The sequence below is a fragment of the Aureisphaera sp. genome, assembly GCF_059726885.1.
In genome coordinates this window covers 1362593-1375489 of the sequence record NZ_AP041051.1, presented here as the reverse complement: position 1 = coordinate 1375489, position 12897 = coordinate 1362593, and the positions used below count along the sequence as shown (strand labels likewise).

Sequence of the window (12897 nt, the reverse complement as noted above, 5' to 3'; positions counted from 1 at the left end):
TGGCTACCATTTTTTCTTAAAATCCCCTCGGGAGAAATACTTTTCGATAAAGCAATACATTAGAATAAAAAAGTACCGACTCCCCATCTCTCGAATTTTAAGCTTAGATTCACCATAGGCCCTGTTTTGCCAAGAGTTGGGCACTATGGTATAGCTATAGCCCCTAATAATGGCTTTTAAGGGCAGTTCGATGGTAAGATTAAAGTGTGGCGACAAAAAAGGTTGAATGCCGTCTATGGTCTTCTTTTTGTAAAGCTTGAAGGCATTAGTGGTGTCATTGTACTTAATGTTCATGACCATACGAATGATCATGTTGGCAATTCGATTTACGAATTTTTTAACCCGAGGATAATCGATGGTTTTTCCACCTTTCATAAAACGGCTTCCAAAAACACAATCGTAATCACCTTCTACCATGGTATTATAGAACTTGATCAAGTCCTCAGGCGAATCGGAAAGATCTGCCATCATAACTGCAACACAATCCCCGGAAAACCGTTCTAGGCCATAACGCACGGCATATCCAAAACCGTTCGGGCCTTCATTCGTTTCATAACGTATTGCGCTATATTTCTTTTTTAGCTCCCCTAGTACTTGAAGGGTGTTATCCTTGGAGTTGTCATTAACAATAAAGATTTCATGATCAATTTGGGTATTGGCTAAGGCCGTTGCAATCTGATCAATAGTTCCCGTGATTGATTCCTCTTCATTATAGGCCGGAATAACAACACTTAGTTTCATGCTTCCTGACGAACTTTAAACGCTTCGTGAATTTGCGTAAGGATATCTTTAATATTGTATTTGGGAGACCAGTCTGGGTAGTGTTCCTTGAATTTGCTCAAATCGCTTATCCACCAAATATGATCCCCAATTCTATTGGTTTCGGAGTATTCGTAATTCATCTTATTTCCAGTAATTTCCTCACACATATCGATGGCCTCGGCCATGGAACAGTTGGAAAAACGCCCTCCTCCAGCATTGTATACTTCTCCCATTCTTGGATTCTGATAGAAATGCCAGAACATATTTACTAAGTCCCAACTGTGAATGTTATCGCGTACCTGTTTTCCTTTGTATCCAAAAACAGTGTATTTATCACCTGTAATGGCACACTTCATCAAATAAGAAAGAAATCCGTGCAGTTGGGTACCCGAATGATTTGGACCAGTTAAGCATCCGCCCCTAAATGTTCCAGTATTCATCTCGAAATACCTTCCATACTCTTGCACCATTACATCGGCCGCAACCTTGGAAGCACCAAAAAGGGAATGCTTGGTTTGGTCGATGCTCATATTTTCGTCAATACCTTCTTTGTAATAAGGATGGCTTTCATCGATTTCCCAGCGTTTTTCCAATTCAACCAATGGGAGTCTATTGGGGGTATCTCCATATACCTTGTTGGTAGAGGTAAATATGAAAACGGCTTCAGGGCAATGAAGTCGGGTCATTTCCAAGAGGTTCAAGGTTCCATTGGCATTTACCGTAAAGTCGGTAAAAGGCTCATTGGCAGCCCAATCATGGCTGGGCTGGGCCGCAGTATGAACAATTAGGTTTATGGAATCTCCGTATTGCGAGAACAATTTTTCCAAAGATTCAACATTTCTAATATCTATCGAGTGGTGTTCAAAGTTAGGGATGGTTTCAACCAATCTATTGGCGTTCCATTTTGTGGAAGCTTCGGGCCCGAAAAACTGGGCACGCATATCATTGTCGATCCCTACAACTTTATCGAATTTCTCACTGAAGAACTTTACCGATTCACTTCCTATTAAGCCCGAAGAGCCGGTAACTATACAAATATTGTTCATAACGTGTGTACTGCTAAATGAAATGGTTCAATTTGGTGCGAAATAAAGACATTATAGCGGCAAAAACAACTTTAGTAGCCCGTAAAACATCATTACCGAGAAAAACAGGGTAAATGAAACCTCGGTGCTATTTCAGAATTTTTTCTAATTGGGCTTCATTTTCTCGAATCCAATCATAAATATCGGAGAATACGGTTTCCACATTTCTTTTGGGAGACCACCCTATTTCCGATTCAATTTTGGTATTATCCGTGATATAGATTCGAAGATCTGCAGGCCTATTTTCCAGCTCTGCCGCTATATCGATCCTGTTTCCCGAAATTTGTTCACAAATACGTGTCATTTCCTGCAATGAGGCAGAGTGTTTCAATCCACCTCCAGCATTAAATACCTTCCCGTTAAATTGCTCTATGTTGTGAATTTGTAAATCGATAAGTTCGACCACATCGTCTATATGAAGAATATCACGCACCTGTTTTCCCAATCCGCCATATCCAATATATTTTAGGGGTTGTTGCCAGAAGTGTTTGGCCATCCAAAGGGTGACGACCCCTTGATCTGTTTTCCCCATCTGTCTAGGTCCAGCAATGACCCCAAAGCGCGTCACGGCCGATCTAAGGTTGTAAAATGCCGAGTATTCTTCGATAAATAATTCTGAAGAAAGCTTAGTTGTCCCATAAAACGATCTCGACCCCTGAAGGTTTAGTGCTTCAGAGATTCCTTTACTAGATATTCCCGCTTCCTTTTGTGTGTCAGAAAATGAAAAACGGGTGGATTCCTCTACAAAATCGGCAGCTTCTATACTTTCAATAGGATACACGCGACTAGTTGAAAGGAAGATGAGCTTTGCTTTATGTTTTAAACAGGCATTGAAACAGTTAATGGAGCCATACAAATTGTTATTGATAACATAATCAGGGTTGGAGTTCAGCCCTGCCATAACCGAAGGTTCTGCTGAGGCTTCAATAAGCACGTCGAATCCACCAACGGCCTCTAGATCTTCCGCATTTCGTATATCCCCGTGAATGAAATGGATATCAAGATTTTTGAAGTCAACCAAATTGAGCTCCCCGCCTCTTCTTTTAAGGTTATCGAAGGCAACTATGTCGTAGCTTGGGTATTTTTTCTTGAGTTGCAGGCATAGTGATGAGCCTACGAAACCTGCCCCACCTGTGATTAAAATTTTCATAGAATTTTGTCTATTCCGAACCTTGGATTAGGGTTCGATTTGAGTTATAATAGTGTCTTTTACTTTAATATATTTAATGACCTTGGTACATTCCCTGCCATAGGAGTTTTTATATATTTTGGATTCCACTTCTTTATAGCCTTTTATGGGAGCAATTGTACTATCCTTAAATTGATTTAATAAAGGCCTAAGGTTTAGAAGCCCGTAATATTCTTCTGGGTTGTCCTTTTCAATAAGTTTTTCGAAATGGGCATTGCGTCCGTTCACATCATAACCTTCACTAATGTTTTCAAAATCATTCTGGCGTAAGTAATAGTCGAAGTAGAACCAGATCTTACCGTGTTGAAGTACATAGGCATTCGGGCTCGTCTCCTTCAATTCCTTGGTAGCTTCACGATACATATGTGTTTGGGTGTAATAGGGGTTCTTGTGAGAAAAAAGTATATATACACTGTATCCCACTAGGGCTAGAAACACACCATTTCTGAGAAGGGCACCATTAATCTTGCTTATATAAAAGCTCATAAGAATGAGCACTGGAGGCACCAATGGAATAAAATACCTGTTGAACATCATGGTACTGGATAAACTGGATTTGAGATATGGCAACATGAAATACACAATAATCCATGTAAGCAACACAATTAATGCAACATGATCGGGCTTTAATTGTTTCTGAATTTTTTCAAGATTATAGTGTTTGCGTAACAGAAAGTACAACAGGGTCACAAAAAGGACGACAATGGCGATAATTGCCAAATAGGTATCATTGAAAAAGTCCCTAGCATATTCATATACCAAAGATAACTGAGCCTCGTCGCGCCATGCTCCCCGTTCCTTTTTTAGTCCATCCAGGATGTTCGGAACCCAAAATAAAAAAAGCAGATTGGGCAATGCAAAGGTGATAAGGTATGATTTTAAGTTTTTCCTAATTTCGCTCCAATCTACCAAGAACAAAAAGGCAAAAAACTGAGCGCCAATAACAAAGAGGGAAAAATAATGCGTGTACAACATAAAAGTTGTGACAATTATATAATTACGAGCTCTTTTTTTACGGAACCCCTCGCGCACAATTTGAGTAAAAAAATAAAAGGAATAATTGGCTAAAAGAATAAGCAAGGAGTAAGACCTCACTTCCTGACTGTAGCGAATGAGATAAAAATTTACAGCAGCAAAAAACAAGGCAAAAAGCGCTGTTCTTTTATTGAACAGTAATCGGGTTACATGGTAAATTGAAATGACAGCAATAAACCCCGTGATCATATTGAATAAGCGAACGGAAAGATCGTTAAATCCAAAAACACGACACCATAAATTATTGATGAGGTTGTGAAAAGGAGGATGAATATCCTTCCTCAAAAAATTGATAACATCTAAAAGGGAAAGCCTGGGGTCGGATGTATGAGCCGTATATAATTCATCGTTCCAGAGGCCGTCATAATTAAGATGGAAAAGCCGAAGGGCAAATGCTACACCAAGGATAATTAAAACGAATATTAGGTGGCGCGATTTCGAAACAAGTGCCATGCAACACGGTGGTTTGGTATAAGTTGTTTTCATGGCAAATGTAACCAATTGTCGAATAGACATGTTCTTATTTCTTGAAAAAAGAGGCGCTCTCACCAATTTTTATAGCTTTGCCAAATAAAAGCTAGCACGTTTATGAGGATATTGATCGATGCTCATGTTTTCGACGGAAAATTCCAAGGTTCCCGTACCTATATTCTTGGAATTTATAACGCCATGCTAGATCTTAGGGAAGAATGGGAGTTTTATTTTGCCGCACAGGATACAGAGGCACTAAAGGAAGCTTTTGGCACCAAACCCAACGCCCATTTCATTAAACTGTCTACGGGGAATAAATATCGCAGATTGTTGTTCGAATTCCCCAAACTCATCAAAAAACACCAAATAGACTATACTCATTTTCAATATATAACTCCTTTGTTAAAAAAGGGGAAATACATGGTAACCACGCACGATATTCTCTTTGAAGAAGCACGATTTGAGTCCTATTTTCCCAAAAAATACAGGTTCCTAAACGGAAAGCTTTTTAGGAGATCGGCCAAAAAAGCAGACATACTATTTACGGTTTCGGACTACTCTAAGCAAAAAATTCATGAGTATTACGGAATTCCCAAAATGAACATTTATGTCACCCCTAATGCAGTAACCCTTCACGATGATACCGAAAATGCATCTTCTTATGTGAGTAAAAAATTTGGTTGCTCGAAGTTTCTACTTTATGTGAGTCGTATAGAACCAAGGAAAAACCACATTGCTGTGTTACGAGCTTTCGTTGCGTTACAACTGCAGAAGGCAGGTTATCAACTTGTATGCGTTGGCAATCGTGATATTGCGTATCCAGAAATGGATTCCTTTATAGAGGAAAACAAACAAATCTTTGAAGAAAGCCTTAAGTACTTTTCAGGAATTTCAGACGAGGACCTCAAGCATTTTTATGCGGCTTCGGAGGTTGTATTGTATCCTTCTTTTGCTGAAGGGTTTGGAATTCCACCATTGGAAGGGGCTATGTTCAGAAAGGCGGTTATATGCTCTTCTGCCACAGCAATGTCCGAATTCGATTTTTTCCCCTATCACATAGATCCCAACAATCAGAAAGAATTAGAAGAAGCAATCAAAGCAACCTTATCCGGAACATCGTATCCAATTAACGACATTAAAGACATCGTTGAAAAACGATATAACTGGAATCGATCTGCAGAGGTGTTGGCGCAAGCCATCGAGGCAGATACTAGATAGCCATCCAAAAATAGGATGCTTCGGTATTCTTTGTTACTTTTATTCACTCATATACGAGCCTGTGAGAATCCTTTTTGCATCAATATATCCTTATGTATTCCTGTTGTTGTTTTTTACAATTCCATTCGATAATTACTTAAGGGCACTACCAAACATACTTCTGATCATCTTAGCGGTTCTTTTTCCATTTGTGGTGAAGAAAGCCGATGTGCTCAAGCTGAAGAAGACCCCCACAGTATTGTTGGGCATTTTTATAGCGTACCTTTTGTCCAGTGCGTTATTCTTCGGAAGGATTGAAGAGGATTGGGTAATACTAAAAAAAATAATGCTCTCCCTAGGATTGGTGGTTCTTTACATCCCCATAGACGGGTTCAAGAAGATATACAAGGCCATCATTTATTCGTCCTTGGCAGCTATTCTGTTTTCATTGGTGAAATTAGTAATGGTTGTAAACCAAGCGGATACTTTTAATTTTCTCGATTCGGCCGTTATTATAGAAGCCCTTTTAATAGATCGGCTCTATCTAGGGCTGCTTTGTGTACTGAGCATATTGGCATCATATCAATCGATGAGTGCTACCTATCATCCAGATAATAGATACTATGTGGCGAATATAATCCTGAATGTACTGTTCGTCTTATTGATTGTTTCTAGGATGTCCATCATTGTACTTATCCTAATATTCCTGTTGAGTTTCTTCTTCAAAAAGAGACGCCTGCCGCAGCTGTTTTTTGTGACTGGCGGATTTCTTTTGGCGATCGTTCTCACATTTATCCTCAACAATGATTTAAGAAATCAAGTCTTTTATTCAGGCTCAAAACAGAACAAAGGGTTGGTTGAAAATACCTTGGCAGTAGAACCTAGGGCGGTTATATGGGATTGCGCCCACCAAGTCTCACAAATGGAAGGTACCTTTTGGAAAGGACAAGGATTTACCCAGACGAATGCAGAAATGTTGAATTGTTACGAAACGAGCGTAAAGGATGAGCGCAAGAAGGCTTGGTTCCTCTCTCAAAAATATAATACGCACAATCAATGGATCGATTTTTATTTGGCGAGTGGATTCATAGGGGTAGTATTGTTTTTCGGAAGTATTTCACTATTGTTCATACAAAACCGAAAGGAATACGTCCCCACGGCTTTATTGGTTACATTGGTTTGTTTTGCCTTGGTCGAAAATCTGTTTCATAGACAAATTGGGGCGTATTATGTAGGAGCCATATTTATTTTGCTCTTAATTAATGGAATAAATAAAGAAAACAATACGGTAAAAGAACCGTAAATGCTGGGCAAATTGTATTTTTGCCGAGTTTAAAAAAATAGAACTTAATGAAAATAGCAGTCGTTGGAACAGGATATGTGGGTTTGGTTACAGGAACTTGTTTAGCCGAAACAGGTAATGAAGTAATCTGTGTAGATATAGATGCCGAAAAAGTAGAAAAAATGAGAAATGGCATTGTTCCCATTTACGAACCACACCTTGATGTTTTGTTCGAAAGAAATATAAAAGCAGGTCGGCTTCGTTTCACCACATCTTTAGATGAAGGATTGGAACATGGTAATATAGTGTTCCTAGCATTGCCAACACCCGAGGATGAGGATGGCTCTGCAGATCTTTCCTATGTGCTTAATGTGGCCGATGAGATTGGAAAGAAAATAAAGGATTATAAGGTCATTGTAGACAAGAGTACTGTACCTGTGGGCACCGCGGAGAAGGTTACCAATGTTATTGCCAAAAATGCCAAAAGCGAATTCGACGTGGTCTCAAATCCTGAATTTTTAAGAGAAGGGTTTGCAGTAGATGACTTTTTGAAACCAGAGAGAATTGTTGTGGGGTCAAGCAGTGAAAGAGCCACAGCACTTATGCAGAAACTATATGCGCCATTTGTAAGATCGGGTAACCCAGTGATTATTATGGACGAGAAATCGGCCGAGCTTACCAAGTACGCCGCCAACTCATTTTTGGCTACCAAGATCACTTTCATGAATGAGATTGCTAACTACTGTGAGAAGGTAGGGGCAGATGTGGATAAAGTGCGCGTTGGAATGGGAACCGATTCAAGAATTGGAAAGCGTTTTTTGTTCCCAGGCATCGGGTATGGAGGCTCGTGTTTTCCTAAAGACGTAAAAGCACTTCAAAAAGCAGGAAGGGATGCAGCCTACGATTTTCAGATATTGGATTCGGTGATACAGGTGAACCAAAAACAGAAAACAGCACTTATCCCCAAGATAAAAAACCACTTTGGCAATGATCTTAATGGGAAGAAATTGGCTGTTTGGGGATTGGCATTTAAGCCAGAAACCGATGATATTAGGGAAGCTCCTTCCATTTATATAATGGAGGATTTGTTGGAAGCGGGAGCAAGTCTTACCGTATTCGATCCAGAAGCGATGCCAAATATTCAAAAGAGGTTTGGCGACAAACTTACGTATGCCCCTTCAATGTACGAAGCGATTGATCAGGCTGAGGCATTGATTATCTGTACGGAATGGAGTATTTTCAGAACCCCCAATTTCAACAAACTAAAAGACTTATTGAAAAGCCCAACTATTTTCGATGGGAGGAATCTTTACAACGTAGATGAAATGAGGAATGAAGGGTTTACGTATCAATCAATAGGTCGTAATTAATTAAATAGAGCACAGATTTGGAAACCAACTTAAAGAATAAGAGAGTTTTAATTACAGGAGCTGCGGGATTTTTGGGATCTCACCTTTGTGATAAGTTTATTGCCCAAGGATGCGAGGTAATTGGAATGGATAATCTGATTACTGGAGAGCTCAAAAACATTGAGCATCTTTTCGGATCCGAAAAATTCTCATTCTACCATCATGACGTTACCAAATTCGTCCATGTACCAGGAAAAGTAGATTACATATTGCATTTTGCATCGCCTGCAAGCCCTATAGATTATCTTAAAATCCCTATTCAGACCCTAAAAGTGGGCTCTTTAGGAACCCATAACCTTTTGGGATTGGCGAAAGAAAAAAATGCACGTATTCTTATAGCTTCAACTTCTGAGGTATACGGCGATCCTTTAGTCCACCCACAAAATGAAGAATACTACGGAAATGTAAATACGATAGGCCCAAGGGGAGTATATGATGAAGCCAAGCGTTTTCAGGAATCAATTACTATGGCCTATCATCGCTTTCATGGTTTGGAAACAAGAATCGTTCGCATATTTAATACTTATGGGCCCAGAATGCGGCTCAATGACGGAAGGGTAATTCCGGCTTTTATGGGTCAGGCACTTCGGGGTGAGGACCTTACTGTTTTTGGCGATGGTAGCCAAACGCGATCTTTTTGCTATGTAGATGATCAGGTAGAAGGGATTTTTCGATTACTACTTAGTGACTATTCACTTCCGGTAAACATTGGGAATCCTGATGAAATTAGTATTCTTGATTTTGCTCAGGAAATTATAAAGCTAACAGGGACTGAGCAGAAGATTATTTTCAAACCATTGCCAAAGGACGATCCCTTACAGCGTCAGCCGGACATTTCGAAAGCAAAGGAGATCCTGGGATGGGATGTAAAGACCCCAAGATCTGAAGGAATGCGTAAAACGTTCGAATACTTTAAAAGCCTAACGGAAGACGAGTTGTTCAAAAAGGAACACAAGGATTTCTCAAAACACAATAGACGTTAATGATTTTTAGGACAGGGAGATATTCAGGATTTTTAAGGCCGATTACCTATGGTATCGACCTTATACTTATCCACGCCCTGGCATATTATTTACTGGATTGGGACTTCCCGTTTCTCAACTTTACCATTTTTGTCTCGTTGGCATGGATCGTTGCCGCACTCAGAACACACTTCTATGAGATATATAGATTTACGCATGTAAGTAACCTCCTTAGCCTTATTGGCAAGCAGACCATCTATTTTCTACTTATTGTATATACTTTTTTTGGGATTTACATCGATCCGGATACGAACCCATGGAAAGTACTGTACTATGTGCTCATGGTGATGGGATGTATCTCTGCAGTGAAATTGGCAATTTTCTTTTTACTGAAAAAGTATAGACGCCTTTGGGGAGGAAATATACGAAGGGTGGTGATCCTAGGATTGAATCAAAAGACAGATCGCCTTCGCACTTTTTTCGAGAACAGAACAGAATATGGATATCAATTGCGAAAGACTTTTGATATTAGCGTAACCCCACTCGAAGAATGCTTTGAATACATCACCGAGAATAATATTGATGAGATTTACTCCTCTGTGGCCGAATTGGATAACGAAAACTTGGTGAAACTCATCGATTATGCAGATAACAACCTAAAGATTTTAAAGTTTTTACCGGACAATAAGGAAATTTATACCAAGCGTTTGGATTTCACTTATTATGGGGTGTTGCCCATTCTTTCCTTGAGGAAAATTCCAATTGATGAGCCATTCAACAAGTTTATAAAGCGAAGCTTCGACATTGCTCTTTCCCTTATCATTATTGTGGGACTACTTTCTTGGCTCACACCAATTTTGGCAATTATCATAAAACTAGAGTCCCGTGGGCCTGTATTCTTTAAACAGAAAAGGAATGGATTGGACTACAAGGAGTTTTACTGTTACAAATTCCGGTCAATGCGACCCAATCCGGAAGCCCATCTCCACCAGATACGAAAAGGAGATCCCCGTGTTACGCGAGTGGGAAAGATCATCAGAAAAACAAGCATTGACGAACTGCCACAGTTCATTAATGTATTGAAAGGTGAAATGTCGGTGGTTGGACCCCGTCCGCATATGGTAAGCCACACACATATGTACGCAGAACGAATCGATAAATTTATGGTGCGTCATTTCATTAAACCAGGGATTACGGGACTGGCTCAAGTGAGCGGGTATCGTGGAGAGGTTGAAGATGACAATCATATCATAAACCGGGTGAAGTACGATATTTTCTATCTGGAGAATTGGTCTCTTTTCTTGGACATAAAAATTGTGGTTCAAACCATATACAACGCCCTACGAGGTGAAGAAAAAGCCTATTAACAAACAGCCGCTTGTTTCCATCATTACACCTTTGTATAATGCAGAGGCATTCATTGCCCAAAATATGGAGAGTGTATTGGGTCAAACCTACGAAAACTGGGAGCAGATTATTGTAGACGATGTTTCTACAGATGCGTCTTCAGAAATTGTAAGGACTTTTGCTGCGAAAGACGACCGTATTCAGCTAGTTCGAAATCCAGAGAACAAAGGCGCAGCATTTACACGCAATAGGGCTACCGAACTAGCCAAAGGAGATTACATCGCATTTTTGGATAGTGACGACTGGTGGCACCCAGAAAAGCTTGAGAAGCAAATTAAATTCATGGAAGCACATGATTTGGCGGTATCCTTTACCAGTTATCTTCACATGGATGAGGCGGGCAACCCCTTGAATAAACGGATCAAGGCACTATCAGAACTTGGATATAAAAAACAGCACTCCAACAACTATATTGGTAACCTTACGGGCATATATAAATGCGCAGAGATTGGTAAAATTGAAGCGCCTGCCATACGCAAGCGGCAGGATTGGGCGGTTTGGCTGGAAGCCATCAGGAAAAGTGACCGGCCTGCCATGGGAATACAGGAAGATCTAGCATTTTATAGAGTGCGAAAAGGATCCATTAGTGCAAACAAGATGGGGCTGGTAAAATACAATTACCGGTTTTACAAAGATTATCTGGACTATGGGGTGTTGAAATCCATCGGGTGTATGCTTGGATTTTTTTGGGAATATTTTGTGGTCCGTCCAAAGCAAATTGAACGCTGGTAACACTATAGCTTAGATATAAATTGCTTTAGTTTCCCCCGATTAGTACGGTCTAATACATCAACTCTTTCAAAAGAAAGGGAAAGACCTGGTTCTAGGTATTTGTAAAGTGCATCTTCTATCGTTTTCCTTTTATCATCTGTTAAGATCTCTTCCGAGGTATAAAGGATTTTAAATGAATCCAATGCGATTTGTTCTACTACAAACTCCTTGACATTGCCATCATCCTCAATTACGCTTTTGGTAACATAGTAAAAAGTAAGCCCGGGAACCGTTTTTCCACTAGGCAATACTGCAATGTCGTTGGTCCTTCCAACCAGTTTTTCCAGAATGGGTTTTTTAAACGAACCGGAAGGGGATAAAATGCCCGTATCTCCTATATCGTATCGAATCATTGGGTGTGCCTTATTGTAAAGGGAAGTGATTACAATTCGGCCCGGATTTCCATTTGGAACGACTGTTCCATTTTGATCTACCACCTCTACCAGCAGCCCTTCACTGTTCACTACAAATTCATCATGTTTGTTCGTGAAACCAATGAGGCCGAGTTCGCTTGCCCCATATTCGTTGACAATAGGGATTTGGAACACTTGTTCCAATAAGTTTTTATCACTTTCAAAAAGCATTTCGCTTGTTACCAAACAACTTGTCAACGTAGGACAGACTTCTTTTAGAACGAGCCCTTTTTTTCTGAGGAATTTTGCGAATAGAACGATAGAACTGGTATAGCCACTTATGTAGTCAAACCTTTTTTTGGAGAAGGCCCTAAGGATCCTTTCCAACTTGGCATTGGAAAGATCAAAAATTGGAAAACGATACCGCTTGCTCAAGCGATCCTTTAGTCGTTCTTTTTGGTAACCTAGGGTGTCCAACGGAATTCCATAAAATCGGGCCTGAAGACTTTTATCCAGGTGTATATCGAACCATTCGTAGCGGTCCATGAATTCTGCCCATGACAATGCATGGGAGAATTTGTCTTTGGCGAATATAAATGGATGCCCGCTCGATCCCGAAGTTTTATTGATGTAGCAGTTCCTTTTCGAATACCCTTGCGTTAATCGTTTTGTAAGGGGTTGCTGTAAATCCGATTTCTGCATGACCGGTACATCTTCCCAGCGGTTTGGTCTTTTATTACCAAGAAAATTCCTGTAGAAAGCATTTTCTTGAAAGTGAAAATCCAAAATGGCATTTCGTTTTTCGGCAATGTAATCTTGGTACTGATTCTCGGGAATTGCTTGAATTTCTTTTAATCTTCGTTTGGCTTCCCGAATTGGAAAACCGTTGAGCCGCAGTGTAATTTCGAATACATTCAAGGTAAAAAAGATTATGGGGTCAATTTACAAACAATTACTTTTGCAGTTCAAAATTT

Annotated in this window: 11 protein-coding genes; 6 read left to right on the top strand and 5 right to left on the bottom strand. The window is 39.9% G+C overall.

Annotated features, from left to right (window positions below):
* Nucleotides 1-3: 3 nt before the first annotated feature.
* The 4 genes from AC6JAD_RS06105 to AC6JAD_RS06090 all read right to left on the bottom strand — a co-directional run bounded on the left by AC6JAD_RS06105 (nt 4) and on the right by AC6JAD_RS06090 (nt 4524).
* On the bottom strand, nt 4-741 hold the full coding sequence (locus tag AC6JAD_RS06105; RefSeq protein ID WP_461304405.1) for a glycosyltransferase family 2 protein: 738 nt from the start codon (nt 739-741) through the stop codon (nt 4-6).
* On the bottom strand, nt 738-1808 hold the full coding sequence (locus tag AC6JAD_RS06100; RefSeq protein ID WP_461304404.1) for an NAD-dependent epimerase/dehydratase family protein: 1071 nt from the start codon (nt 1806-1808) through the stop codon (nt 738-740). The genes AC6JAD_RS06105 and AC6JAD_RS06100 overlap by 4 nt, the downstream gene beginning before the upstream one ends.
* Before the next feature lie 127 nt (nt 1809-1935).
* Nucleotides 1936-2997 (bottom strand): NAD-dependent epimerase/dehydratase family protein, encoded by a 1062-nt coding sequence (locus tag AC6JAD_RS06095; RefSeq protein ID WP_461304403.1) that lies wholly within the window; start codon nt 2995-2997, stop codon nt 1936-1938.
* Nucleotides 2998-3024: 27 nt separating this feature from the next.
* On the bottom strand, nt 3025-4524 hold the full coding sequence (locus AC6JAD_RS06090) for a glycosyltransferase family 39 protein (RefSeq protein WP_461304402.1): 1500 nt from the start codon (nt 4522-4524) through the stop codon (nt 3025-3027).
* Between the two features lie 135 nt (nt 4525-4659).
* Here AC6JAD_RS06090 and AC6JAD_RS06085 point away from each other — a divergent pair, with 135 nt between their 5' ends.
* From AC6JAD_RS06085 to AC6JAD_RS06060, 6 genes are all read left to right on the top strand, one after another.
* The gene (locus tag AC6JAD_RS06085) at nt 4660-5760 is read left to right on the top strand and encodes a glycosyltransferase family 4 protein (RefSeq protein ID WP_461304401.1); all 1101 of its coding nucleotides are present in this window, start codon (nt 4660-4662) and stop codon (nt 5758-5760) included.
* A gap of 61 nt (nt 5761-5821) precedes the next feature.
* Nucleotides 5822-7042, top strand: a complete 1221-nt coding sequence (locus tag AC6JAD_RS06080) for an O-antigen ligase family protein (protein ID WP_461304400.1) — start codon at nt 5822-5824, stop codon at nt 7040-7042.
* 47 nt (nt 7043-7089) lie between these two features.
* A complete protein-coding gene (locus tag AC6JAD_RS06075; RefSeq protein WP_461304399.1) occupies nt 7090-8391 on the top strand; it encodes a UDP-glucose dehydrogenase family protein in 1302 nt (433 codons plus the stop codon).
* 17 nt (nt 8392-8408) lie between these two features.
* A complete protein-coding gene (locus tag AC6JAD_RS06070) occupies nt 8409-9413 on the top strand; it encodes a UDP-glucuronic acid decarboxylase family protein (RefSeq protein ID WP_461304398.1) in 1005 nt (334 codons plus the stop codon).
* Nucleotides 9413-10759 carry an exopolysaccharide biosynthesis polyprenyl glycosylphosphotransferase gene (locus tag AC6JAD_RS06065; RefSeq protein ID WP_461304397.1) on the top strand — a complete coding sequence of 449 codons (1347 nt, stop codon included), beginning with the start codon at nt 9413-9415 and terminating at the stop codon, nt 10757-10759. The genes AC6JAD_RS06070 and AC6JAD_RS06065 overlap by 1 nt, the downstream gene beginning before the upstream one ends.
* Nucleotides 10740-11531, top strand: coding sequence for a glycosyltransferase family 2 protein (locus tag AC6JAD_RS06060; RefSeq protein WP_461304396.1), 792 nt, complete (start codon nt 10740-10742; stop codon nt 11529-11531). Before AC6JAD_RS06065 ends, AC6JAD_RS06060 begins: the two co-directional genes overlap by 20 nt.
* 2 nt (nt 11532-11533) lie before the next feature.
* Here AC6JAD_RS06060 and AC6JAD_RS06055 read toward each other — a convergent pair whose 3' ends face one another.
* Nucleotides 11534-12841, bottom strand: a complete 1308-nt coding sequence (locus tag AC6JAD_RS06055) for a phenylacetate--CoA ligase family protein (protein ID WP_461304395.1) — start codon at nt 12839-12841, stop codon at nt 11534-11536.
* Nucleotides 12842-12897 lie beyond the last annotated feature (56 nt).